This window comes from Kosakonia beeri (genome assembly GCF_054165705.1).
The window spans coordinates 718,928-744,704 of sequence record NZ_CM135106.1 but is presented as its reverse complement, the minus strand read 5'-3'; the positions used below and the strand labels follow the sequence as shown (position 1 = coordinate 744,704).

Genomic DNA, 25,777 nt, shown 5'->3' with positions numbered 1-25,777 from the left:
GGTCAGTCTCCCTGTGAGTCAGCGTCATTTTTCTTCTGCTGACGTCCCAGCTCGCGCACCGTCATCACGCCTACGCCCGCGACCAGGCCAACCACGCCGCCCAGCAACCCGACGGCCGTTGCCGACACCTTGCCGCCCTCTTTGAGATCCACATCCGGCTTTTCAGCGCGGGGCGTGGGGTTATCGACATGTGCCAGTTGATGAATGCCTTTATGAAAACCAATGCCTTCTTCATTACAGCCATAACAGGGGTGGCCAATGGCAACAGGCCAGACGCCGCCAACATCGCAAAATTGCAAAGTTGAGCAGTTACCCCAGGTCTCCGGGCCTTTACAGCCCAGATGATATAAACACCAGCCTTCGCGGTGCCCCTGGTCGCCAAAGGCTTTTGCAAAGCGGCCTGCATCGAAGTGCGGACGACGTTCACAATGTTCGTGAATAAGCCGCCCGTAAGCGAAGGCAGGCCGGTTTTTGGCATCCAGCGCCGGGGGTTTACCAAAGGTGATGAGATGCGCCACGGTGGCGAGGAAATTCTGCGGGTTCGGTGGGCAACCGGGAATGTTAATCACGGTTTTACCCGGCAAGACGGCCTGGAGGCTTACGGCCCCCGTCGGGTTGATCCCCGCCGCCGCAACCCCCCCCCAGGCGGAGCAGGAGCCAATGGCAATAATCGCCGCTGCGTTTTCTGCCGCCCTGCGAATATGGTCGACAATCGGCTCACCCGCCACCATGCAGTAGATACCGCCATCTTTCATGGGGATCGAGCCATCCACCACCAGCACATACTGGCCTTTGTACTGCTCCAGCGCGCGATGTTTATTCTCTTCTGCCTGATGCCCGAATGCGGCAGAAAGCACTTCGTGGTACTCCAGCGAAATGGTTTCCAGCACAAGGTTTTCAACAGTCGGGTGGGTGGAACGCAGCAGCGACTCCGTACACCCGGTGCATTCCTGCGCACCAATCCACACCACCGGTGGTCTCTGAGGATGGCTAACGGCTTCTGCCATGGCCGCTGCCGCTTTACTGCTTAATCCCATCGTGGCTGCAAGCGCCGCGCATAACTTCACAAAATCACGACGACTGACACCCGGTGATGCAAAGTGCTGATTCTCTCCTGCCATTGCCTTGTTATCCTTTAGTCGGAACCGCAATTATTCTCCACGCGTTTGGCTGAAGAATGCTGCGATCGCCCCGACAATTAATCACATAAAAAACAAGGGTATTATGCAAAAAGTAGACGGAGAGCACAGTAGACTTAGAAGAAGAAGGGTCTTTGCGGGCACAAAACGATAAAAAAAAATGAAAGCCACTCTCGACAAAAGTGACCTTCACTAAAGAGAACTACACATTGAGCAAAGCTTATTTTTAGATTTCGAGGCGGTAACCCGCCATAAAAAAGCGGATCACGGTGCTGGAGTGGCTCTCGCGAAAGAAGTCCATCACCATGTCCTTATCCAGTCCGTAGCGGCGCGTTAGAATGCCTGCTTCCCACGCGCTGAGTTGACGATCGCCGGTTTTTTCAAACATGCGATGTGAAAACCCAAGAACAAAGCCCCGCTTATAGTCCGGGCAGAAATGCGCCACATTACTGGCGCTATCCGCCTGTGCGGCATTCAGCCCGGCCATCAACCCTTTACCAAAATGGTTGTCCATTCTTATCCCCCCAATCGTTATATAAAAAATTATATAACGATCTTTCTAAGGGGTGATAGTACGGATTAAAACGCCACCCATTCATCCTGCGAAGCCGCAGATTTTTTGCCAGTACCGCCGGTACCGCGCGACAGATCCGGTTTGACCAGCGCCGTGGCAGCCGGTGTGTGCTGTTCATCGCTGGACAGACGGAACTGCTGCACGGAACGCTGCAACTCCTCTGTCTGACGCTCCAGCGCAGCAGCAGCAGCAGAGACTTGCTCGACCAGCGAGGCGTTCTGCTGTGTAACATTATCCATCTGCGTGATAGCGACGCCCACCTGCGAAATACCTTTGCTCTGCTCAGCAGAGGCGGCGGCGATCTCTTTCATAATGGTGGTCACTTCCGTCACCGCACGCAGAATGCCTTCCATCGTGGTGCCGGTGTCACTGACCAATTGTGCGCCTTTTTCAACCCGGCTGACCGAATCAGCGATCAGCGTCTCAATCTCTTTCGCTGCGCCCGCACTTCGGCTGGCAAGATTACGGACTTCACCGGCAACAACAGCGAAGCCGCGGCCTTGTTCGCCCGCACGCGCCGCTTCCACAGCGGCGTTCAGCGCAAGGATGTTGGTCTGGAATGCAATGCTGTTAATGACGTTGGTGATTTCCGCAATTTTCCTCGAGCTACCGGAGATGCCATCCATCGTGCTGATCACTTCTTTGACCAGCGTGCCGCCTTTGCTGGCGGTAACCGAGGCGACTTCCGCCAGTTCACTCGCATGGCTGGCGTTATCAGCATTCAGTTTCACTGTTGCGGTCAGTTCTTCCATACTGGCTGCAGTCTGCTCAAGCGCTGCCGCCTGCTCTTCAGTACGGGAAGAGAGATCATTGTTACCGGAGGAGATTTCTGTCGCACCGCGCCAGATGTTCTCACTGCCGTGGCGAATACTGCTTACGGCTTCACGCAGGCTGTCCTGCATGGCCATCAGCAACGGAACAACCTGGCCCACACAGTTGCGGCCGAAGTCCTCCATCGGCTGGCTCAGATCGCCCTGCGCCATCTGGCGGAAGTGCGCGCGAATACGGTTTAGCGGCTTCACCAGCATGGTAACCAGATAACGGTCGGTAAACAGCAGGATCAGCAAGCCCAGTACCATGGCAGCAATCAGTACTGCGCGGGTGCTGCTGGTCTGGCTGTCGACCATGACACGGGTTTCATCAAGCATCACACCCGCCGCCTTATTAAAGGCTTCGGTCGCGTTGCCAAAATTGCGGCTCAAGCCTGGGGTGACATTATTCGCCTGTTGGCGGTACGCATCAGGGGTACCCTGCTGGGCCAACTGCATTTGCGGGTTTATTCCCTGGTCCAGCAACGCCTGCCAGCCAGAAATCACTTGCTCAGAGACAGCCGGATCCATCGGCCCCGGCGAGATCGCTTTGAAGTCAGCAAGCCGGCGCGTCATGTTATCCAGCGCTTGTTGGACGGGGGCCATATCTGGTGAGCCGCCCGCAGCTTTGGCTTCCATTACGCGACTAAGACGAGTAACAAACCGAAAGTATTGATCATTGCCCTGGCTAAGAAGCGTCATCTGTGACACTAACTGGCGATCAACTTCATTGCCGTCGGCCACTTTTGACAAAGAAAACACGCTATACAAACCGACGCCAGACCACAGCAAGCCAAAGATCCCGAGGATCACCAGCATCACGGCTCGTATAGTAAAGTTACGAAGCATACCCATAATATTATCCTTGCGGTGAAGGTGCGTTATCGCCTGCGGGCGATACTTATCGTCTTTATCGGCAAGTTTTAGAAAATATGTATGGTCCTGGTAAAAAAAATTATCGTCGAAGTTGCACTTCATATCTTTGAAACCGTCCGCCTTGCCATCCGGGCAAAACGTTATTCTGCTAAGTTTCTCTCCCCCACACCCGGTGAACAGAAAAGTTAGCCACACGCTAAAATCATCTGTAACCCCTCAATTTTTAAGAATAATTTAATTAAACATTAATTAACTAATTTTTTTAAATATAATCAAAGGTAACAATGAGGTTATCACAAACACCCAGCAAACACGGCGCAATAAAATTATAAGTCTGCATCATCGCAATCTATTATCCGAGAAAAAACCTACCCCATAAATATTGCACCAACCTATCCCAAGCACCGTAGCGGAAATATTAAAAAAGCTTGATATAAGCGCTAAAATACCGACCCACAGTTCCATTAAGTGGGGATTAAATCATCATTAACGCTTGTTGAAATAGATTAAATATTATGCAGCCTGGCGCGTTATTCATCCGTTTTAACAAACTGCACAACAGATGCCATGCAGCCTGCCGGGGAGGTCAGATCAGTCAGCAGATCCGGATCATTCAGCTATGTTGCAAACGAGGCCGGAGGCTTTGCCTATATTTGTATACATTCATAAATATAATGAGTAGAGCACACTCATTTAGTCTGCGACGATTTTTCAGCCATTTTTCCAGGAATTTTCTCAGAAGAATGGCCATGCCTAAAGTAAATTAAAACCGCTATCAAGCGCAGCGCTGGCAACAATAAAAAAGCGAGAATACCGTTATTTGCTGATTTTTTTCGCTACTGGCAGCATAAAGAGCGCCACCATCATCTGGCGGCGCTCGGATCCATCAATAATGCTGTCAGCGCGATATATTCCGCTGCACCTTTTCCGCGGCATCCTTGCCCATAAGCGCGCTTAATGCAGGTACTTTTCAAACCAACCGAGCGTACGTTGCCAGGCCAGCTCAGCGGCAGCCTGATCGTAACGTGGCGTCGAATCATTGTGAAAGCCGTGATTGACGCCAGGATAGAGGTAAGCTTCATAAATTTTGCGGCCATTTTTTAACGCCTGCTCATAAGCGGGCCACCCTTGATTGATGTTTTTATCCAGCGCGGCATAGTGCAGTAGCAGCGGCGCACTGATTTTCTCCACCTCTGCAGCCGGCGGCTGGCGCCCGTAGAATGGCACGGCGCAATTCAGCTCCGGATAGGCCACCGCAGCCGCGTTTGCGACCCCGCCGCCATAGCAAAACCCGGTAATACCCACTTTCCCGGTGGCGGCCGGGTGCGTTTTCATAAACTCAATAGCGGCAAAGAAATCATTCATCAACCTGGTGGGATCCACTTTCTGTTGCAGCGCACGCCCTTCATCATCATTGCCGGGATACCCGCCCACCGAGCTGAGTCCATCCGGTGCCAACGCAATGTACCCCGCTTTGGCAACGCGGCGTGCAACATCTTCAATGTAAGGATTAAGACCGCGGTTCTCATGCACCACCACCACCGCTGGCACGTTGCCCGTCACCTTTGTTGGCTTTACCAGATAACCCCGCACCGCGCCATGCCCATTCGGGGAGGGGTACGTAATATATTCCGGGAGAATGTCCGGATCGGTGAATTCAACCTGGGTCGCAAGTGCATAGTTTGGTTTGAGCAAGTTAAAGAGCGCCAGTGCGGTCACGCCACCTACCGCATACTTGCCTGCCATCTGTAAGAATTCGCGTTTATTGATTTTGCCATGCGCGTAATAGTCGTAATAGTCGAGCAACTCCTGAGGGAAGTCTTTAGCAGTTAAACGGGTCATTAGCATTCTCCAGGACGTTTTTACCCTTCTAAGGTAAGCATAGCGGCATGTTTTCTGCGCAAAAAATATCCGCATCTTACCATTACCTTGCTGTACAGAAATCCGGCGATAAAATGGGAACGTTGTTTCATTTACCCTGTACAAGAAAGGAGACATCATGTCTGGTTTCGCCAGTCCGCATCGCTACGAGCAAATGCACTATCGCTATTGCGGTAAAAGTGGTTTGCAGCTACCCGCGCTTTCTCTGGGGTTGTGGCACAGTTTTGGTCATGGACACGCGCTGGACTCCCAACGGGCGCTCTTACGTAAAGCATTCGATCTGGGCATTACCCACTTCGATTTAGCCAATAACTATGGGCCGCCCCCCGGCAGCGCAGAAGAGAATTTCGGCCGCTTGTTGCGTGAAGACTTCGCCCCCTACCGTGACGAGCTGATCATCTCAACCAAAGCCGGGTATGACATGTGGCCCGGGCCGTATGGCTCCGGCGGTTCGCGTAAATACCTGCTCGCCAGCCTCGATCAAAGCCTGCAACGCATAGGCCTGGAGTATGTGGATATTTTCTATTCACACCGGGTAGATGAAAATACGCCAATGGAAGAAACTGCCGCCGCACTTGCGCAGGCGGTCCAGAGCGGAAAGGCGCTGTATGTTGGCATCTCCTCCTATTCCACCGAACGCACGCGACAAATGGCAGCGCTGCTGCGAGAGTGGAAGATCCCGTTATTGATCCACCAGCCCTCCTACAATTTACTTAACCGCTGGGTAGATAAAACCGGTTTGCTGGACGCGCTGGAAGATAATGGCATGGGCTGCATTGCTTTTACGCCACTGGCGCAGGGCCTGCTAACCGGTAAATACCTGAACGGTATTCCTGAAGGATCGCGTATGCAGCGTGAAGGCCATAAAGTTCGCGGCCTGACCGAGAAAATGCTAACCGAAAACAATCTGAAGAGCCTGCGATTGCTGAATGAGATGGCGCAACGACGCGGGCAGTCGATGGCGCAAATGGCGCTGAGTTGGTTGCTGAAAGACGCGCGGGTCACGTCGGTGCTGATTGGTGCCAGCCGCGCGGAGCAAATTGAAGAGAACGTCCAGGCACTCAATAACCTGACATTTAGCGCAGACGAACTGGCGGAAATTGATAAACACGTGGCGGATGGCGAGCTGAACTTGTGGCAGGCATCCTCGAATAAATAATGGCAGGCAGGCCGGGCAATCCGGCCTGCATTTTAGTGTTTCTCGCGGGTTAACCGGTCCAGGTACCCCATCACAAAGGCGGAAAGTACAAACGTCAGGTGGATTATCACATACCACATCAGTTTGTTGTCCGGGACGTTTTTCGCATCCATAAACACCCGTAGCAGGTGAATCGACGAGATCGCAACGATAGAGGCAGCCACCTTGTTTTTCAGCGAGGTTGCGTCCATTTTGCCCAGCCAGCTCAACTTCTCTTTGTGCTCGGCAATATCCAGTTGCGACACAAAATTCTCATAACCGGAAAACATCACCATCACCAGCAGCCCGCCAACCAGCGTCATATCCACCAGCGAAAGCAGCGTCAGGATCAGATCGGCTTCCGCCAGGTTAAATATATTGGGCAGGACGTGAAAAATCTCCTGGAAGAATTTTACCGTCAGTGCAAGCAGGGCAAGGGAGAGGCCAAAGTAAACCGGGGCGAGCAACCAGCGCGAAGCGTACATTGCGTTTTCCAGAAATCGTTCCATAAAATCCTGTCAGATAGCTAAACCGGCGGTCAGTATATCTCAGTCCAACTACACTTTGGCAACATCAACACAACGCAGGATCAACGCTGCCTGCCGCGCAAACCTTGCGCCATACTGTATCAAAAATAAGGATACGCGCCGGCCTCTTGTCCTGCCAAACGGGCAACAGACAGGCATGGCGGAGAGACGGCGTTAAACATCTTCCGGATTTACCCACGGGCGCTGATTTTCTGGCCATACCAACACCACCAGCGCCGGATAGGCTTCCATACTGAACTCGCGGAAACACTGGCGCAGGTTGAGCACGTCCAGATCGGCATGCGAAACTTTCTCGCCATTCAGGCAACGTTTCTTAATATTGTCGTAGTACTTGTATACAGCAGAATTGAGATCGCTACAGCGACGCTGCGCCTCAAATAAACCGGGAGTGTTATTTAATTCCGCCATGTTCATACGCTTTATAGTGGCATGAAGAAAATCAATATATTCATGGTTTACGCGCCAGTACCAAACTGGGGTAATGGCATTCATTAACACCGAAAAATGATCCTCACCTTCTTCTTTTGTCAAAGGGGGAATCAGTGAGGGCGGATTGTCAATTTCACTTCGGGGAGGGACTTTATTGTACTCGCGCATCAATAAAAGTACCCCGCCCGTTAGCAGTAATAATAAAATGACAGAATAAAAAATACTGTTCATGAGCTGGCTCCATTTTTTTTGATTTTAAAATTGCGCCATGATATTGTCAACGAACCTCACGCCTGCCTTAACCCTTCCTTGTTGATATTAAAAGGATATTAGAAATGCTTCCCGAGAATCTTGTCCCGGCACGATTTCACATTTCCGCCGTTGAAACCAAGCCAGGGGAAGAAGAAAAAGAGGCTAATTTAGCTCAGGGAAAAAGAACGCTCTCTGAACATGCCAGCCAAATATTGGCGAATGTCAGCTCTACCGGGCAGTCCAGAAATATGTTACTCGAAGAACGCGATCGTCATATAAAAGACCGGCTATTTCGCGTGGTAAAAATCGAGACATTTGCCCGTATGCTTAATGACTTACAAGCTGAAGGCGAGATTGATGCCCAGACATTAAGTCAAATAATTAACGCGAAAACGCAAGAAATTAATGAAGCCGGCAATGAGATTTGGCTTAACCTGATTACCCGCGAAAAAGATACGCCTATGTTTTATAAACTTGGGGATGAATAACGTGAAAGATGTCGATAATAATAATGTCTATTTGACTTTAGATGACAGAAATAGCGATGAATTTATCTTAAAGCAAAATATAGAAGCACTGGTCCGGGATAAGAATACCACTATCGATCGTATTGCCCAGGAGCTGGTTTCAATCCCTGCCGCGCTGGTACGCCTGAAGTGGCAAAACCGCCGGGAGATCTACCCGCTACAGGTTAAAGAAGAGATTTATGGCGCAGTCATCGATGCCATCATTGAGCAGAAGCCCGAACTGCGGGACAAAATCATGGCGCGCCTTGAAGCCAACTACCAGTATATTGTCGGTCGTGAGGCTGCCACACTACGCCTGAGCCGTAAGCTGAGCGACGGTGAGTACCGAACCTCCAGCGTTTCGACCGTCGCGCTGGACGAAGCGATCGCCAGGAAAACGCCAGATAATAAGTAAATTCTCAACACCTCTGTTTCAGCCATCCCAGCTTATATAAATTCCTTCCTACGATGACTGTCATTACAGTCCAGCCACAGGATGGCAGGCATAAAAAAAGCTGGCTTACGCCAGCTTTTCAGATTGCCCGAAGCAGGTTACTTCGCTTTCGCGACTTCTTCGCCTACCAGACCAATTTTCAGATAACCCGCCTGATGCAGAGTATCCATCACCTTCATCATTGTTTCGTAGTCCACGGTTTTGTCCGCGCGGAAGAAGATGGTGGTGTCTTTCTTCCCTTCCGTCAGCGTGTTTAACGCGGTGATCATGGTTTCATCCGTCACCGGATCATTACCAATAAACATGCTGTTATCCGCTTTGACGGAGAGGTAAACCGGTTTTTCCGGACGCGGCTGCGGCTGGCTGGAAGATGCCGGCAGGTTCACTTTGACATCAACCGTGGCAAGCGGCGCGGCCACCATAAAGATAATCAGCAGCACTAACATAACGTCGATAAACGGCGTTACGTTGATTTCATGCATTTCGCCGTTATCGTCCAGGTTTTCATTAAGACGCATTGCCATAACGCATTAACCTACACGTAATTTCTGGGCGGTACGAACCGGCTGCGCATTGCTGGCGGCCAGATCAAGATCGCGGCTTTGCAGCAGCAGAACCTGCGCGGCAACATCGCCAAGAGTGGCTTTATAACTGCCGATCATGCGAGCGAAGAGGTTATAAATGACCACTGCCGGGATGGCAGCAACCAGGCCAATAGCGGTTGCCAGCAGGGCTTCGGCAATCCCCGGCGCGACAACAGCGAGGTTAGTCGTTTGCGTCTGCGCAATACCGATAAAGCTGTTCATGATGCCCCACACGGTACCGAACAGACCAATAAATGGAGAAATTGCGCCGATAGTGGCCAGATAACCGTTACCACGCCCCATATAGCGGCCAGTGGCGGCGACACGGCGTTCGAGACGGAAACCGGTACGCTCTTTGATCCCTTCGTTATCTTCACTGCCCGCAGACAACTCCAGCTCATTCTGGGCTTCGTTAATCAACAGTGTACTCAGGCTTTTCGCGTGGAAAGCCGTCGCGATTTCGCTTGCCTGATCCAGAGAGCGAGCTTCAGCCAGCTGTTGCTGTTCGCGCTTGAGGCGACGCTTATGCGAAATCATCTCAACGCTTTTGCTGAAGAAAAGTGCCCACGTCACCACGGACGCCAGAATCAGGCCGATCATCACAATCTTCACCACGATGTCGGCATGCTGATACATACCCCACACGGAAAGATCCGTCTGCATCAAATTATTACCCACTGTGTTTCTCCGCGACGCAAATCACAAAAATCTGTGCGCCATCATATCAAAACGACGTCGAATTGATAGTAGTTCTCATTAGTATTTGCATAGTGCCTGAATTGAAAAGTCTTTTCTTTGCGCTTACTCAGTAAACCGCCCTAATGAATACTTATCAGAAAAAATTCGCACCCACACTGCAAACACAGGTGCATCGGCATGCAATCATGGTAGTCTGGACATCCAGACGTATAAAAACAGGTTGAGCAATAATGACGGCAAAGCATCTTGATACCGCTCTGGTTAACGCAGGGCGCAGCAAAAAATACACGCAGGGATCGGTGAATAGCGTTATCCAGCGAGCCTCCTCGTTGGTGTTCGATACGGTCGAAGCCAAAAAGCACGCCACGCGTAACCGCGCCAATGGCGAACTGTTTTATGGCCGCCGCGGCACGCTGACTCACTTCTCTTTACAGGAAGCGATGTGCGAGCTGGAAGGCGGCGCCGGATGCGCGCTGTTCCCCTGCGGGGCGGCGGCGGTCGCGAACACCATTCTGGCGTTTGTCGAACAAGGCGATCATGTGTTGATGACCAACACCGCCTACGAACCGAGCCAGGATTTCAGTACCAAAATCCTCGCTAAACTCGGCGTTACCACCAGTTGGTTTGATCCCTTGATCGGGTCGAGCATTGTGCGTCTGATCCAGCCGAATACCAAAGTGGTGTTCCTGGAATCACCCGGCTCAATCACTATGGAAGTGCACGACGTCCCGGCGATTGTTCAGGCAGTGAGAAGCGTCGCGCCGGAGGCCATCATTATGATCGATAACACCTGGGCGGCAGGCATCCTGTTTAAAGCGCTGGAGTTTGATATCGATATTTCCATCCAGGCTGCGACCAAGTACCTGATTGGCCACTCTGACGGCATGATCGGGACAGCGGTTGCTAATGCGCGCTGTTGGGAACAATTGCGTGAAAATGCCTATTTGATGGGGCAAATGGTCGATGCCGACACCGCCTATATGACCAGCCGAGGTTTACGCACGCTAGGTGTTCGCCTGCGCCAACATCATGAAAGCAGCCTGAAAATAGCCGAATGGCTGGCCGCGCATCCGCAAGTGGCGCGCGTGAATCACCCCGCCCTTCCCGGCAGTAAAGGCCATGAATTCTGGAAACGCGACTTTACCGGTAGTAGCGGCCTGTTTTCGTTTGTATTGAATAAGCGCTTAAGTCATGACGAGCTTTCAGCCTATCTCGACCATTTTTCCCTCTTCAGCATGGCCTATTCCTGGGGCGGTTATGAGTCGCTGATCCTGGCTAACCAGCCGGAGCAACTGGCGGCAATCCGCCCGGATGGCGGCGTAGATTTTGATGGCACGCTGGTCAGGGTGCACATTGGTTTAGAAAACGTTGACGATTTAATTGAAGATTTAGCTGCGGGCTTCCAGCGTATCGTGTAAACCAGGTGACCGGGGCGAAGCATCAGAAAATTCTCTGTTTCTTGCGCCCCGGATCAAGGTGTTTTTGGCGAGTTGGAGTACAATAGCCTCCTCTACGCGGTACCACAGGAAAGTCCATGGCTGTTATTCAAGATATTATTGCTGCGCTCTGGCATCACGACTTTGCTGCGCTGGCTAATCCACACGTTGTGGGTGTCGTTTATTTAGTGATGTTTGCCACGCTTTTTCTCGAAAATGGCTTACTTCCTGCGTCATTTTTACCGGGTGACAGTTTACTGCTGCTGGCCGGGGCGTTAATCGCGCGCGGCTGCATGGATTTTGTCTCGACGCTGGTTATCCTCACCTCTGCAGCCAGCCTTGGCTGCTGGCTGAGCTATCTGCAGGGCAGATGGCTGGGCAATACGCGGGTAGTGAAAAGCTGGCTATCGCAGTTGCCGGTCAAATATCATGAGCGCGCAACCTGCATGTTTGACCGTCACGGTTTGCTGGCGCTGCTGGCAGGGCGTTTTCTGGCGTTTGTGCGTACGCTGTTGCCAACCATGGCGGGCATTTCTGGTCTGTCGAACCGCCGCTTCCAGTTCTTCAACTGGCTGAGCGCGCTGCTGTGGGTCGGCGTAGTCACCTCGCTGGGCTATGCCATTAGCATGATCCCCTTTGTCAAACGGCATGAAGACCAGGTCATGACCTTTCTGATGATCCTGCCCCTGTTCCTGCTGGTTGCCGGGCTGGTTGGCACAGTAGCGGTTGTTCTGAAGAAAAAGTATTGCAGCGCCTGATGCATGTGTCCCTCTTCTTGACGGAGAGGGACAACCAATTAGCTTCCCTGAATCATCCTTATTCTTGCCACATCTTCTCCCGGCGTTAGGCCAAAGTAGCGTTTAAATTCGCGGCTGAACTGCGACGGGCTCTCATACCCCACGCGCATGGCTGCAGCTCCCGCTTTCATACCATCATGTACCATCAACATGCGTGCTTTATGCAAACGGTACGTTTTCAGGTACTGCAACGGCGACGTGCTGGTGACCGACTTAAAGTTATGGTGAAACGCAGAGACGCTCATATTGGCTTCCGCCGCCAGTTGGTCGACGCTGAGATTTTCGGTGTACTGGCTTTCAATGCGCTTCAATACCCGACTAATCAGGCTGAAGTGAGTCTGACGACTGACCAGCGCCAGCAACGCCCCGCCGCGCGGCCCGGTCAGCACGTGATACAGCATCTCGCGGATAATCTGCTTACCCAGGATTCGCGCGTCCAGCGGGCGTTCCATCACATCCAACAGGCGTTCGGCAGCACACAGGATCTCTTCTGATAAAATTGCAGAGTTAATCCCGCTCGCGGCGACATCCGGGCGAAAGTGTTCATCCTCGCCAATATCCATCAACAGCTCCTGCAATTGCAGGATATCGACGTTCAAACGGATGCCTGCCAGTGGTACCTCCGGCGAAGCGAAAGTCTCACATTCGAACGGCAGCGGTACCGTCAGTAGCAAGTATTCGTTGGTGTCATAACGGAAGATGCGTTCATTGATATAACCAATTTTGTGACCAGAGAAGAGAAAAACGATGCCGGGCTGGTACATTACCGGTGTGCGTGTTCCCGGTTGTGTACCGTACATCAGGCGAATATCCGGCAGCAGAATATTGAGCTTATTTTCATTTACTTTCAGTCGTTTAATTTTTTCAGTAAGCTGCTGACAAATCAATTCACGGTTCATTTTTCGCCACTCCGGCAAGGCATTTCGACCGCTACAGTGTGCAAATTTTTACGCTTTTTCTCCAGCCATAAAGAGAAACAGGCAATACATCGGCAGGAATGTGCATTGAGCGTTCTTCCCCCCGCGCCCACAATACTTCCCATCAGGCACTCTGCTGCCCTACTGTCTTTCACCCATTAAGAAGGGAACGAGCAATGAATAATTTTAATCTGCATACCCCGACCCGCATCCTGTTTGGTAAAGGCGCGATTGCCAACCTGCGCGAACAAATTCCGGCCAATGCACGTGTATTGATCACTTACGGCGGCGGCAGCGTAAAGAAAAATGGCGTACTGGATCAGGTCTACAGCGCGCTGGAAGGTCTGGACGTGCGTGAATTCAGCGGGATTGAACCAAACCCAACCTATGAAACGCTAATGAAAGCGGTCACTCTGGTTCGCGATGAAAATATCAATTTCCTGTTGGCGGTTGGCGGTGGTTCCGTCCTCGACGGCACCAAATTTATTGCCGCTGCGGCGCACTACGCCGACGGTATCGATCCATGGCATATTCTGCAAACACGCGGTAGCGAAATCCACAGCGCGATCCCGATGGGCTCCGTACTGACGCTGCCGGCCACCGGCTCCGAGTCCAATGCGGGCGCTGTCGTTTCACGTAAAACCACCGGTGACAAACAGGCGTTTCACTCCCCCTTTGTCCAGCCCGTTTTTGCAGTATTGGATCCGGTCTATACCTACACCCTGCCGCCGCGCCAGGTGGCTAATGGGGTGGTCGATGCCTTCGTCCATACCGTTGAGCAGTACGTCACTTACCCGGTCAATGGCAAAATTCAGGATCGTTTCGCCGAAGGTATTCTGCTGACGCTGGTAGAAGAAGGCCCGAAAGCGCTGCAAGAACCGGAAAATTACGACGTGCGGGCTAACGTGATGTGGGCCGCCACCCAGGCACTGAATGGCCTGATTGGTGCAGGCGTACCGCAGGACTGGGCCACACATATGCTAGGCCATGAACTGACCGCGATGCACGGTCTTGACCATGCACAAACACTGGCCGTGGTGCTGCCGGCATTGTGGAATGAAAAACGCGACACCAAACGCGCCAAACTGCTGCAGTACGCCGAACGCGTGTGGAACATCACTGAAGGTTCAGAGGACGCGCGTATTGATGCAGCCATTGACGCGACGCGTAACTTTTTTGAGCGTATGGGTGTGCCGACACGTCTGTCTGGTTACGGTCTGGATGGGAGTTCCATTCCTGCCCTGCTGGCTAAACTGGAAGAGCACGGCATGACACAGCTGGGCGAACATCAGGATATTACGCTGGAAGTCAGCCGTCGCATCTACGAAGCGGCGCGTTAAGACCAGCCCGGCAACAGCTTTCGTTTTTGATTTTTTCGACCACACTTAATGCACATCACCTTACCGGGCCTGTCCCGGTAAGCCTATTAAAAGGAGAAATGCATGACACATCCCACCGTGATTAAGCTTTCCGATGGCAGCCTGATGCCACAACTGGGTCTGGGCGTGTGGAAAGCGGGCAACGAGGAAGTGGTTGGCGCTATTCATAAGGCTCTGGACGTTGGCTACCGTTCTATTGATACGGCCGCGGCCTACAAGAATGAAGAGGGTGTTGGCAAAGCCTTAGCCAGTGCTGGCGTGGCGCGTGATGAACTCTTCATTACCACTAAGCTGTGGAACGACGATCAGCAACGCCCGGCAGAGGCGTTGAAGGAGAGCCTGGAAAAACTGCAGCTCGACTACGTTGACCTCTACCTGATGCACTGGCCGGTGCCAGCTATCGATCATTATGTCGAAGCATGGAAAGGCATGATTGCGTTGCAACAACAGGGACTGGCAAAAAGTATCGGCGTGTGCAATTTCCAGATCCCTCATTTGCAGCGGCTGATCGACGAAACCAGTGTTGCCCCGGCGATTAACCAAATCGAGCTGCACCCCCTGATGCAGCAACGTCAGTTGCATGCCTGGAATGCCACGCACAAAATCCAGACCGAGTCCTGGAGCCCGCTGGCGCAGGGCGGCGAAGGCGTATTCGATCAGAAAATCATTCGCGAACTGGCGGATAAATATGGCAAAACCCCGGCGCAGGTGGTGATCCGCTGGCACCTTGATAATGGACTGGTGGTGATCCCGAAATCTGTCACGCCGTCGCGTATTGCCGAGAACTTTGATGTCTGGGACTTCCGTCTCGATAAAGATGAACTGGCAGAAATCGCCAAACTGGATGAAGGGAAACGCCTGGGGCCGGACCCGGATCAGTTCGGCGGCTAAACCTCCATTCGCCACAAAAAAATGCCTGGTCGTCACCAGGCATTTTTTCTTAACGTACCCGCGTGGCTTTTTTCTTCACCGGTGCAGCAGTTTTACCGTTACTGCGTTGGTGCGCAATCGGTGCGTGCCGGGTGAGAGCGGGCTGTGCCTGGCGGTTCTGGCGACGTGCTTCGCGCATTTCATCCAGCGTTGGCGCAGGCACCAGGCATTCGCGGCGCGAGCCAATCAGGTGCTTCTTACCCATCGCTTCCAGCGCCTGGCGCAGCAGCGGCCAGTTTGCCGGATCATGGTAACGCAGCAGCGCTTTGTGCAGGCGGCGTTGTTTATCCCCTTTGGGCACCACTACGTCTTCGCTCTTGTAACCAATCTTCGACAGTGGGTTTTTGCCGGTGTAATACATGGTCGTTGAGTTAGCCAGCGGCGACGGGTAGAAGTTTTGCACCTGATCGAGGCGGAAACGGTGGCGCTTCAGCCACAGCGCCAGGTTAACCATGTCCTCGTCACGCGTGCCAGGATGCGCGGAGATAAAGTACGGGATCAGATACTGCTCTTTACCCGCTTCTTTCGAATAGGTATCAAACAGCTGCTTGAAACGGTCATAGCTGCCCATGCCCGGCTTCATCATCTTCGACAGTGGCCCCTCTTCCGTATGCTCTGGCGCAATCTTCAGATAGCCACCCACATGGTGTGTCGCCAGCTCTTTCACATAGCGCGGATCTTCCACCGCCAGATCGTAACGCACGCCAGAGGCGATCAGGATCTTCTTGATGCCTTTCAGATCGCGCGCACGGCGATAGAGGTTGATCGTCGGCTGGTGGTTGGTATCCATATGCGGACAGATATCCGGGTAGACACAAGAGAGACGGCGGCACGTTTGCTCCGCTCGCGGCGATTTGCAACGCAACATATACATGTTAGCGGTCGGGCCGCCCAAATCGGAAATCACGCCGGTAAAGCCCGGTACCGTGTCGCGGATGGCTTCGATCTCATTAATGATCGAATCTTCGGAACGGCTTTGAATAATGCGCCCTTCATGCTCAGTGATCGAACAGAAGGAGCAGCCGCCAAAACAGCCGCGCATGATATTGATGGAGAAACGGATCATCTCATAAGCCGGGATCCGGCTCTTGCCGTATGACGGGTGCGGCACGCGCTGATAAGGCAGCGCAAAGACACTGTCCATCTCTTCGGTAGAGAGCGGAATGGCAGGCGGGTTGATCCAGATATAACGATCGCCATGCTTTTGCAACAGCGCACGGGCACAGCCGGGGTTCGTTTCATGGTGCAAAATACGTGACGCATGCGCATAGAGGACTTTGTCGCTTTTCACCTTCTCAAAAGAAGGCAACAGCACGTATGTCTTTTCCCACGGTTTCGGACGCGGCGGCTGTACGGTAACACGTTTGGCCTCCTGCGCCTGCGGCTCCACGGGTTTGTTGTCTGCACAGGGTAGATCTTCACCATAGGGATGCGGGATCGGATCGATTTTACCCGGGGTGTCGATACGGGTGGAATCCACACCGCTCCAGCCCGGCAGCGCTTCTTTAACAATAATTGCCGTGTTGCGCACATCGCGGATGGTGGCGATCGGCTCACCAGCAGCCAGGCGATGAGCCACTTCCACCAGTGGACGTTCGCCATTGCCAAACATCAGCATATCGGCTTTCGCATCGATCAATACCGAGCGGCGCACCGTATCAGACCAGTAATCATAATGCGCGGTTCGACGCAGACTGGCTTCGATACCGCCCAGGATCACCGGTACATCTTTCCACGCCTCTTTACAACGCTGGGTGTAAACCAGCGTGGCGCGATCCGGGCGTTTACCCGCGACGTTATCCGGGGTGTAGGCATCATCGTGACGCAGCTTACGATCGGCGGTGTAACGGTTGATCATCGAATCCATATTGCCTGCGGTAACGCCGAAGAACAGATTCGGTTTCCCCAGACGCATAAAATCGTCTTTGCTGTTCCAGTCCGGCTGCGCAATGATCCCGACGCGGAAGCCCTGCGCTTCCAGCATGCGCCCGCAAATGGCCATCCCGAAGCTTGGGTGATCGACGTAAGCATCGCCCGTCACCAGAATAATGTCGCAGCTATCCCAGCCAAGTTGATCCATCTCTTCGCGCGACATCGGCAAAAACGGCGCCGGACCGAAGCAGGCAGCCCAATATTGGGGCCAGGAGAAAAGGTCACGATCCGGTTGGATCAGGGATATTGCGCTCATGTTGCTTCCAGAAATGGTAAAAAAATAATCAAAGGGCGGCGATTATACGCCGTAAGCCTGCATGAAATGAAGGGGGATTTTGTCAAGGCCTGAGGCGCGTCGCGCCATCAGGCATCGGGTATTTATGGCGCCGGATTGACCAGCAACTGCCCCACCGAACCACGGTCGCTCATCTCCAGCGTCTGGCTCTGGTACTGGAACGGGAAATGCGGCCATGACGGTTGACCGAACCACACCAGCAATTCGACCTGCCCATCGATCCAGACGGTATCTTTCCAGCCTCTGTCTTCCGGGAATGGCATGGCGCCATTGACATTGCGCACCTGGAACATGACGCCTTCCATATGGAACGACTGCGGCATTTCGGCGCGTACGGTCCAGCGCTCCCAGGTCCCCTGCTGGGTGGTGATATCAATACGCTGCGTATCCCACAACTGACCATTAATACCTGGATCGCTGCCGAGGGTAATATCGCGGCTACGCGTCGGCGTGCCGGTCATAATATCGGATGGCAACAGACGCATCGGCAGTGTATCGGTGACCAGCGGCAGCAACCCGGTTGGGCGCAACGTCAGCACCAGCGTTGAGATCAGAATGCTGGAGGGTTCAAAGAGGCCACGCAACCGGTCCATAATGCTCGCGGCTTCGCCGCAGGTGATCGAAACTTCATCACCATTGGTCATATCCACCAGCACTTCGCGGCGTTCGCCCGGAGCCAGTGACAATTGTTTAACCGATACCGGCGACGGCAGAAGCCCCTGATCGCCCGCAATAACATGCAGTGCACGGCCGTCGCTCATTTGTAACTGATAACGGCGGGAGTTAGAGGCATTCAGCAGGCGCAAACGCACCCAACCGCGAGACACTTCCACATACGGACTTTGCGCGCCGTTGACCATCAGTGTGTCGCCAACAAAGCCGCCGCTGCCCGGTTCGCTATATTCCGGCGTACCGAAGTTATCCAGCCGTTTGTCCTGAATAATGACCGGGAAATCATCCACACCGTAGTGATTAGGGATCGGCAGCGATTTACTGATGTCATCCTCTACCAGCCACATCCCCGCCAGGCCACCATAGACCTGCTGTGCGGTGCGGTTTGGGGTATTGGCGTGGTACCACAGCGTTGCGGCGCTCTGCCGGATTGGCAGCACCGGTGCCCAGTCATTATTGGCCGTCATCATGCGCGCCGCGCCGCCAATCAACGGGCCAGGCACTTGCAGACCGCTGACGGTCATCGCCACGTTTTCCGCCAGTCGGTTGCTGTAAATCAGTTTGACGTCATCCCCGTTCCACACGCGAATGGTTGGCCCGAGATAACGCCCGTTAATCCCCATCACCTGGGCGCGCGTGCCGGTGGCAAATGACCAGTGCGCACGTTGCAAAGTGAGAAAAAGCGGCTGGCCGCGACGGGATTCTAAAAGAGGAGGAACGGGTAATGGCGGTTGCTGCCCGGCGGCATTTGCCCTCAGCGGCACCGCACCTGCACATAGCGCAACTCCGGATGCCTGAATAAACTGACGCCGACTGAGTGACATAATTGCTCCGTGTAACACTGACTCAATGCGCCGCAGGCATCACTGCCTGCGGTCTTGGTTGACAACAACAGGTTAAACCCGACCGGCGGCTTCACGCTCAGCCACTTCTTTATCGAGCTCTTCAATTTTCTTCGCCATCAGTTCACGGCAATGGGTGGATAACTCACGCACCTGATCTTTACCGAACCGGGAAACATCCACAGGCGGCAGCATCTCAACAATCACCAGCCCGTTACGCAGGCGGTTAAGGTTGATCTTGTTCGACGTATTAGAGACGCAGACCGGAATGATCGGCACACCGGCAGCAATTGCAGCGTGGAACGCGCCGGTTTTGAACGGCAACAGACCACGGCCACGGCTACGGGTGCCTTCCGGGAACATCCAGATAGAGATATTCCGTTTCTGGATCTGCTTCACCACTTCGGCAATGGTGCCATGCGCTTTAGCACGGTTATTACGATCGATAAGCAGGTTGCCGGTCAGCCAGTAAAGCTGGCCGAAAAAGGGGATCCACAACAGGCTCTTTTTACCCACAGTCACGGTTGGCGGCAGCACAATACTGGACGCCGTTACCATGTCGTAATTGTTCTGATGGTTAGCGATATAGATAGCGTTACCAAACTTGTCAGCATCCGGCGGCAGGCGGAGTTCCACTTTCAGGCCAAACACCGGTGCCAGGCGACCAAACATATGACCGAAGGTGGCGACATGTTTCGGGTTACGCGGACTGAACAGGCAGTAAATGGAGCCGAATAGACACACCAGAATGGAATAAATAACGACAATTATTACGCGAAAAATGAATAGCATAGCGACCTCTGAAGCCCATACCTTTGAGCATTATATACACGCCAGCGGCATTATGCTGGGGCTGGCGGCGCCACGATGAGCCAGCAACTGGCCTGGGCTTTTGTGTTATGCGGCCTTTAAAAAAGCGTATTGTTAATCGCAATTGCCGAATTAACAACGCTTTTACGGGAAATTTTAATGAGAAACGTGTCCCCGCGACGGACAGGGACACGCTCAGGCAGATTACTCTTCGCTGTCGCCCGCGCCCGGGCGTGAAGGGGAATCAATCTCAACGCGATCGATACGCTGCAAGCCACGCATCAGCGTACCGCGACGCCCGCGTTCGCCCTGCACTTTTTGCAGCTCTTCAGGACGCAGTTTGATTTTGCGTTTACCCACGTGAATGGTCAGCGTACTCTGCGGCGGCAGCAGATAGAGGTGTGCAAGTCCATCGGCACCGCTGACCGCATCTGCAGACGGGATCCCAATGATCTTGTTGCCCTTACCTTTCGACAACTGCGGCAGATCGCTAACCGGGAACATTAACATGCGACCGGCCGTGGTAATGGCCAGCAGCATATCGTCGTCGTTGTGGATCTCCAGCGGTGGCATGACCTTGGCGTTATCCGGCAGGCTAATCAACGTTTTACCGGCGCGGTTACGTGCCACTAAGTCGTTAAAGGTGCAGACAAAACCATAACCTGCATCGGAGGCCATCAGCAGTTTCTGCTCCTCGTTGCTCATGACCATATGTTCAACGGTCGCACCTGGCGGCAGCGTCAGTTTGCCGGTTAACGGCTCGCCCTGGCCACGGGCAGAAGGCAGCGTAATCGGGTCAATGGCATAACTGCGTCCGGTGGTATCAATAAACACCACCGGCTGATTGCTCTTGCCTTTTGCCGACGCTTTCCAGCTATCGCCCGCTTTATAGCTCAGCCCTTGCGCGTCGATATCGTGGCCTTTGGCGCTACGCACCCAGCCCATTTGCGACAGCACAATGGTCACTGGCTCTGACGGCAGCATATCGTGCTCGTTCATCGCTTTGGCTTCTTCGCGCTCATGCAGTGGGGAGCGACGATCATCACCAAATGCATCGGCATCAGCCTGCAGCTCTTTTTTCAGCAGGTTGTTCATCTTGCGCTCGGAAGCGAGGATCGCCTGCAGTTGATCGCGCTCTTTCGCCAGCTCGTCCTGCTCACCACGGATTTTCATCTCTTCCAGTTTGGCGAGATGGCGCAGTTTTAACTCCAGGATCGCTTCAGCCTGGGTTTCACTGATGCCGAAACGCGACATCAGGGCTGGCTTCGGCTCATCCTGAGTACGGATAATCTCAATCACTTCGTCGATATTGAGGAACGCGACCAGCAAACCTTCAAGGATATGCAGGCGCTTGAGCACTTTATCCAGACGATGATTGAGGCGGCGGCGCACCGTATCACGGCGGAACGTCAGCCATTCGGTGAGGATCTCCAGCAGATTTTTCACCGCCGGGCGCCCATCCAGACCGATCATATTGAGGTTAATACGGTAGCTTTTTTCCAGATCGGTCGTGGCAAACAGATGGTTCATCACCTGTTCCATATCAACACGATTGGAGCGCGGCACGATCACCAGACGCGTCGGGTTTTCATGATCTGACTCATCACGCAGATCATCGACCATCGGCAACTTTTTATTGCGCATTTGCGCGGCGATTTGTTCCAGCACACGCGCGCCGGAAACCTGGTGAGGCAGAGCTGTAATCACCACCGCGCCATCTTCTTTTTTCCATACGGCGCGCATGCGCACCGACCCGCGACCGTTCTGGTAGATTTTGCGGATTTCCGCGCGCGAAGTGATGATTTCCGCTTCGGTCGGATAATCCGGCCCCTGCACGATATCCAGCAACTGGTCGAGGGTGGTTTTTGGTTGTTCAATCAGGGTAATGGCCGCATTGGCGACTTCACGCAAGTTATGCGGCGGAATATCTGTCGCCATCCCCACCGCAATACCGGTGGTGCCGTTCAGCAAAATGTTCGGCAGACGCGCAGGCAGCATTTTCGGCTCCTGCAGCGTACCGTCGAAGTTCGGCACCCAGTCAACGGTGCCCTGGCCCAGTTCGCTCAGCAGTAACTCGGCGTATTTCGACAGGCGGGATTCGGTATAACGCATGGCGGCGAAGGACTTGGGATCATCCGGCGCACCCCAGTTACCCTGGCCATCAACCAGCGGATAACGGTAGGAGAACGGCTGCGCCATCAGCACCATAGCTTCGTAACAGGCACTGTCGCCATGCGGGTGATATTTACCCAAAACGTCACCCACGGTACGGGCCGATTTTTTGAACTTGGCGCTGGCGTTCAGCCCCAGTTCAGACATTGCGTAAACGATGCGGCGCTGAACAGGTTTCAGGCCATCACCGATAAACGGCAACGCACGATCCATGATGACGTACATGGAGTAGTTCAGGTAGGCGTTTTCCGTAAATTCATGCAGCGCAAGGCGCTCTGCCATATCGCTCATTAATCGTGATTCCTCAACATATGCGCCAGCCTGTACGGCGGCAATATTGCCGCAGATACTACCTTATCTGCGGCGAGGAGTCATAGCGATGCGCGATTTTTTCACACGTTATCGCTGCTTACTGCGCGACTTTACGTATCTCTTTGACGTCGATTTCTACCGAGTTCCAGTCTTTATCCACTTCCCCCTGGATCTCAACCGTATCCTGCGGTCCTACGGTAACGCCGTTCCAGCGCTTACGGTTGATATCAACATTTATGGTGCCGGTCGCATCCTTGAATAAATAGGTTTCATCAGAGACGCGCTCAACAATATTACCGCGCAGCGTTACCCAGGCATCATCACGCAACGATTTTGCGCTTTCGACGGTGGCTTTGCTGCCGTCTGGCCCGGTGAATCCGCCGCTCTGTTGCGTGGTTGCCGGCCCGGTAAAACCGCCCTGGTTTGCGGCGAAAGCCGGCGCGGAACATATGGCGAGTACAGCAAGGATTGCCGCTGTCTTTTTCATTTTCTTCTCCCTTTTTCCTGTGGTTTGCGACCATTTAACCCGACAGTTCTTAACGATTTCTTAAAGGGTACAAAGATAATTTTTTTGCTGTACATTGCCCGCTGTCAGCGGTTTTATTGCCATAAAAGCGAGAGGAAACGGAGGCGTTGTGCGTATTTTACTGATCGAGGACGACACGCTCATCGGCGATGGGATCAAAGCCGGGTTGAGCAAAAAGGGATTTAGCATCGACTGGTTTACTGACGGCAAACAGGGGAAAGCCGCACTGTTTACCGCCCCTTACGATGCCGTGATCCTCGACTTAACGCTACCGGGTATAGATGGGCTGGATATTCTGCGCGACTGGCGCAGCCAAAAACGGGTCGAGCCGGTGCTGATCCTCACCGCACGCGACGCCATTAATCAACGTGTCGAAGGCCTGCGTCTGGGCGCCGATGATTACTTGTGCAAACCCTTTGCGCTTATCGAGGTCGCTGCGAGGCTGGAAGTGCTGGTTCGTCGTACCCACGGTCAAACGCAAAGTACACTCAGCCACGGTGAAGTGATGCTGGATCCGGTAAGCCATGTCGCCACGCTGGATGGTGCCCCCCTACAGCTTAAACCGAAAGAATTTGCCCTGCTGGAGCTACTACTGCGCAACGTCGGGCGTGTACTGCCGCGTCAGTTAATCGAAGAAAAACTCTATAACTGGGATGATGACGTCACCAGTAACGCCGTAGAAGTGCATGTGCATCATCTGCGACGCAAATTGGGTACCGCTTTCATTCGTACCGTTCACGGTATCGGTTATACGTTGGGAGACGCATGAAACAGTTTCGCCAGTTAAGCCTGCGTTTGCGCCTGACACTGCTGTTTTTATTGTTGTCGATGGCGGCCTGGCTGTGCGCCAGCGTTGTGGCCTGGCAGCAAACCCGCGATAAGCTCGATAAGCTGTTCGACACGCAACAAATGCTGTTCGCCAAACGGCTGAGCGTGATGGAGTTTGATCAGTTAAAAAAAACCGCGCCGCAGCTCACCCATCAAAAGCTGAAACACGGGCATCTTGATGATGACGCGCTGGCGTTCGCCATCTATTCCACTGATGGCAAAATGCTGCTCAACGATGGCGAAAATGGTAAAGACATTGTTTATGACTATCACCGCGACGGTTTTGATAATGGTCATCTGCGTGATGATGATGACAAATGGCGCTTTCTGTGGCTGACCGCCGAAGATACGCGCTTTCGCATTGTCGTGGGCCAGGAGTGGGACTACCGCCAGGAGATGGCGCTGGACATTATCACGTCGCAGCTTACACCGTGGCTGGTCGCACTGCCGTTGATGCTTATCTTGCTGATTGTGCTGCTGAGTCTTGAACTGCGCCCGCTGGAAAAACTGGCGCAGGCCCTCAAACGGCGCGCGCCTGAAAGTGCTGAACCGCTCAGTACCGCAGGCGTACCGGGTGAAGTACGCCCGTTGGTGGAGTCACTCAACCAGTTATTTGCCCGTACTCTCACCATGATGCGGCGTGAACGGCGTTTTACCTCGGATGCCGCCCACGAACTTCGTAGCCCGCTTGCGGCCCTGAAAGTGCAGACCGAAGTTGCCCAGCTTTCGGACGACGATCCGCAGGCCCGGGGAAAAGCGCTTCGCCAGTTGCATGTGGGTATCGATCGCGCCAGCCGCCTGGTGGAGCAGTTACTGACCCTTTCCCGACTGGACTCGCTGAATAACCTTGATGATATTGAAACCGTCCCGCTGGCTGCATTACTGCAATCGGCTGTGATGGACAGTTACCTGCCTGCACAGCAGTCAGGCATTGAGGTCCGTTTGCATCTTCACGTGGCGTCCGTCAGCCGTCAGGCGCAGCCGCTATTGCTGAGTCTGCTGGTGCGTAACCTGCTGGATAATGCCATTCGCTATAGCCCGCCGGGCAGCACGGTGGATGTCACACAGGACGCGAATGGGTTCAGCGTGCGGGATAATGGCCCCGGTATTAGCGATGAAGCGCTGGCACGCGTAGGGGAACGTTTTTACCGCCCGCCAGGGCAAACAGAAACGGGTAGCGGGCTGGGTTTGTCGATTGTGCAGCGTATCGCCAGGCTGCATCAGATGACGGTGACGTTTGGCAACCATCCGCAAGGCGGGTTCATGGCACAGGTACGCTGGTAGCTTAATTATTGCTCTGAAAGCAAAAGTCTTTGCACATTTTGCCAATTAAACAGCCCTATCGTTAGGCGTAACATAAGCGGCAAAGACTTTTACTTGAGGAATTCTCATGAGCAATATTCTGATTATCAATGGCGCGAAGAAATTTGCCCACTCCAATGGTCAACTCAACGATACCCTGACCGAAGTCGCGGAGAGTTTTCTGCGCGACCTCGGGCACGATGTCCGTACCGTACGTGCCGACAGTGACTATGACGTGAAAGCAGAAGTGCAAAATTTCCTGTGGGCCGACACCCTGATCTGGCAAATGCCTGGCTGGTGGATGGGTGCCCCATGGACGGTAAAAAAATATATGGATGATGTGTTCACTGAAGGCCACGGTTCGCTGTATGCCAGCGATGGCCGCACACGTTCAGACGCCTCGAAGAAATACGGTTCCGGCGGGTTGCTGCAGGGCAAGACTTATATGTTGTCGCTGACGTGGAATGCGCCAATGGAAGCCTTTACCGATAAAGCGCAATTTTTTCATGGCGTAGGAGTCGATGGGGTTTATCTGCCGTTCCATAAAGCTAACCAGTTCCTGGGTATGGATGCGCTGCCCACCTTTATTACGAACGATGTGATCAAAATGCCGGATGTCCCGCGTTCCGTAGCAGAATATCGCAAGCATCTAGCCGAGATTTTTGCTTAACTGTGAAGCTGGATCTAAAGGGAGTAGTG

At 53.4% G+C, this 25,777-nt stretch carries 24 protein-coding genes; 10 read left to right on the top strand and 14 right to left on the bottom strand.

Going from position 1 to position 25,777, the window contains the following annotated elements:
- Window positions 1-2: 2 nt before the first annotated feature.
- From hybO to yghX, 4 genes are all read right to left on the bottom strand, one after another.
- The gene (gene hybO / locus ACUY4S_RS03690) at window positions 3-1,121 is read right to left on the bottom strand and encodes a hydrogenase 2 small subunit (RefSeq protein WP_312690818.1); all 1,119 of its coding nucleotides are present in this window, start codon (window positions 1,119-1,121) and stop codon (window positions 3-5) included.
- A 244-nt stretch (window positions 1,122-1,365) separates the two neighbouring features.
- Complete coding sequence (locus tag ACUY4S_RS03685) at window positions 1,366-1,653, bottom strand: DUF2623 family protein (RefSeq protein ID WP_025263833.1); 288 nt, start codon at window positions 1,651-1,653, stop codon at window positions 1,366-1,368.
- 65 nt (window positions 1,654-1,718) lie between these two features.
- Window positions 1,719-3,377, bottom strand: a complete 1,659-nt coding sequence (locus tag ACUY4S_RS03680) for a methyl-accepting chemotaxis protein (protein ID WP_312690819.1) — start codon at window positions 3,375-3,377, stop codon at window positions 1,719-1,721.
- Window positions 3,378-4,352: 975 nt separating this feature from the next.
- The gene (gene yghX / locus ACUY4S_RS03675) at window positions 4,353-5,240 is read right to left on the bottom strand and encodes a YghX family hydrolase (protein ID WP_458022523.1); all 888 of its coding nucleotides are present in this window, start codon (window positions 5,238-5,240) and stop codon (window positions 4,353-4,355) included.
- Window positions 5,241-5,397: 157 nt separating this feature from the next.
- Here yghX and ACUY4S_RS03670 point away from each other — a divergent pair, with 157 nt between their 5' ends.
- Window positions 5,398-6,438 (top strand): aldo/keto reductase, encoded by a 1,041-nt coding sequence (locus tag ACUY4S_RS03670; protein ID WP_458022524.1) that lies wholly within the window; start codon window positions 5,398-5,400, stop codon window positions 6,436-6,438.
- 32 nt (window positions 6,439-6,470) lie between these two features.
- On the opposite strand, the gene ACUY4S_RS03665 is transcribed toward ACUY4S_RS03670, so the two are convergent.
- On the bottom strand, window positions 6,471-6,965 hold the full coding sequence (locus tag ACUY4S_RS03665) for a TIGR00645 family protein (protein WP_458022525.1): 495 nt from the start codon (window positions 6,963-6,965) through the stop codon (window positions 6,471-6,473).
- Between the two features lie 192 nt (window positions 6,966-7,157).
- On the bottom strand, window positions 7,158-7,664 hold the full coding sequence (locus ACUY4S_RS03660; RefSeq protein ID WP_312690823.1) for an ESA_00282 family adhesion-associated protein: 507 nt from the start codon (window positions 7,662-7,664) through the stop codon (window positions 7,158-7,160).
- 104 nt (window positions 7,665-7,768) lie between these two features.
- On the opposite strand from ACUY4S_RS03660, the gene ACUY4S_RS03655 reads away from it, so the two are divergent.
- On the top strand, window positions 7,769-8,173 hold the full coding sequence (locus ACUY4S_RS03655) for a hypothetical protein (protein ID WP_312690824.1): 405 nt from the start codon (window positions 7,769-7,771) through the stop codon (window positions 8,171-8,173).
- Entirely contained in the window at window positions 8,166-8,606 is a 441-nt protein-coding gene (locus ACUY4S_RS03650) for a cytoplasmic protein (RefSeq protein ID WP_312690825.1), read from the top strand. Before ACUY4S_RS03655 ends, ACUY4S_RS03650 begins: the two co-directional genes overlap by 8 nt.
- A 137-nt stretch (window positions 8,607-8,743) precedes the next feature.
- Here the strand turns inward: ACUY4S_RS03650 and exbD are convergent, their stop codons facing one another.
- On the bottom strand, window positions 8,744-9,169 hold the full coding sequence (gene exbD / locus ACUY4S_RS03645) for a TonB system transport protein ExbD (protein WP_312690826.1): 426 nt from the start codon (window positions 9,167-9,169) through the stop codon (window positions 8,744-8,746).
- Window positions 9,170-9,175: 6 nt separating this feature from the next.
- Window positions 9,176-9,907: a tol-pal system-associated acyl-CoA thioesterase gene (exbB, locus tag ACUY4S_RS03640; RefSeq protein WP_312690827.1), complete on the bottom strand. Its 732-nt coding sequence runs from the start codon at window positions 9,905-9,907 to the stop codon at window positions 9,176-9,178.
- Window positions 9,908-10,158: 251 nt separating this feature from the next.
- On the opposite strand from exbB, the gene metC reads away from it, so the two are divergent.
- Window positions 10,159-11,346 carry a cystathionine beta-lyase gene (metC, locus tag ACUY4S_RS03635; protein WP_312690828.1) on the top strand — a complete coding sequence of 396 codons (1,188 nt, stop codon included), beginning with the start codon at window positions 10,159-10,161 and terminating at the stop codon, window positions 11,344-11,346.
- A gap of 116 nt (window positions 11,347-11,462) precedes the next feature.
- Complete coding sequence (locus ACUY4S_RS03630; protein ID WP_312690829.1) at window positions 11,463-12,122, top strand: DedA family protein; 660 nt, start codon at window positions 11,463-11,465, stop codon at window positions 12,120-12,122.
- 38 nt (window positions 12,123-12,160) lie between these two features.
- Here ACUY4S_RS03630 and ACUY4S_RS03625 read toward each other — a convergent pair whose 3' ends face one another.
- On the bottom strand, window positions 12,161-13,060 hold the full coding sequence (locus ACUY4S_RS03625; RefSeq protein WP_312690830.1) for an AraC family transcriptional regulator: 900 nt from the start codon (window positions 13,058-13,060) through the stop codon (window positions 12,161-12,163).
- Window positions 13,061-13,254: 194 nt separating this feature from the next.
- Between ACUY4S_RS03625 and yqhD the strand changes: the two genes are divergently transcribed.
- Window positions 13,255-14,418, top strand: coding sequence for an alcohol dehydrogenase (gene yqhD / locus ACUY4S_RS03620; protein ID WP_312690831.1), 1,164 nt, complete (start codon window positions 13,255-13,257; stop codon window positions 14,416-14,418).
- Window positions 14,419-14,520: 102 nt separating this feature from the next.
- Window positions 14,521-15,348 (top strand): 2,5-didehydrogluconate reductase DkgA, encoded by an 828-nt coding sequence (dkgA, locus tag ACUY4S_RS03615; RefSeq protein ID WP_458022526.1) that lies wholly within the window; start codon window positions 14,521-14,523, stop codon window positions 15,346-15,348.
- Between the two features lie 49 nt (window positions 15,349-15,397).
- Here dkgA and ACUY4S_RS03610 read toward each other — a convergent pair whose 3' ends face one another.
- From ACUY4S_RS03610 to ACUY4S_RS03590, 5 genes are all read right to left on the bottom strand, one after another.
- A complete protein-coding gene (locus ACUY4S_RS03610) occupies window positions 15,398-17,575 on the bottom strand; it encodes a YgiQ family radical SAM protein (protein WP_312690833.1) in 2,178 nt (725 codons plus the stop codon).
- Window positions 17,576-17,697: 122 nt separating this feature from the next.
- Complete coding sequence (ftsP, locus tag ACUY4S_RS03605; RefSeq protein ID WP_312690834.1) at window positions 17,698-19,110, bottom strand: cell division protein FtsP; 1,413 nt, start codon at window positions 19,108-19,110, stop codon at window positions 17,698-17,700.
- A gap of 72 nt (window positions 19,111-19,182) precedes the next feature.
- Window positions 19,183-19,920 (bottom strand): 1-acylglycerol-3-phosphate O-acyltransferase, encoded by a 738-nt coding sequence (gene plsC, locus ACUY4S_RS03600; RefSeq protein WP_312690835.1) that lies wholly within the window; start codon window positions 19,918-19,920, stop codon window positions 19,183-19,185.
- Between the two features lie 222 nt (window positions 19,921-20,142).
- Window positions 20,143-22,401: a DNA topoisomerase IV subunit A gene (parC, locus tag ACUY4S_RS03595; protein WP_312690836.1), complete on the bottom strand. Its 2,259-nt coding sequence runs from the start codon at window positions 22,399-22,401 to the stop codon at window positions 20,143-20,145.
- Between the two features lie 118 nt (window positions 22,402-22,519).
- On the bottom strand, window positions 22,520-22,909 hold the full coding sequence (locus ACUY4S_RS03590) for a YgiW/YdeI family stress tolerance OB fold protein (RefSeq protein ID WP_458022527.1): 390 nt from the start codon (window positions 22,907-22,909) through the stop codon (window positions 22,520-22,522).
- A 148-nt stretch (window positions 22,910-23,057) separates the two neighbouring features.
- Here ACUY4S_RS03590 and qseB point away from each other — a divergent pair, with 148 nt between their 5' ends.
- The 3 genes from qseB to ACUY4S_RS03575 all read left to right on the top strand — a co-directional run bounded on the left by qseB (window position 23,058) and on the right by ACUY4S_RS03575 (window position 25,748).
- On the top strand, window positions 23,058-23,717 hold the full coding sequence (gene qseB / locus ACUY4S_RS03585) for a quorum sensing response regulator transcription factor QseB (protein ID WP_312690838.1): 660 nt from the start codon (window positions 23,058-23,060) through the stop codon (window positions 23,715-23,717).
- Window positions 23,714-25,060 carry a quorum sensing histidine kinase QseC gene (qseC, locus tag ACUY4S_RS03580; protein WP_458022528.1) on the top strand — a complete coding sequence of 449 codons (1,347 nt, stop codon included), beginning with the start codon at window positions 23,714-23,716 and terminating at the stop codon, window positions 25,058-25,060. Before qseB ends, qseC begins: the two co-directional genes overlap by 4 nt.
- Window positions 25,061-25,166: 106 nt before the next feature.
- Window positions 25,167-25,748: an NAD(P)H-dependent oxidoreductase gene (locus ACUY4S_RS03575; RefSeq protein ID WP_312690840.1), complete on the top strand. Its 582-nt coding sequence runs from the start codon at window positions 25,167-25,169 to the stop codon at window positions 25,746-25,748.
- Window positions 25,749-25,777 lie beyond the last annotated feature (29 nt).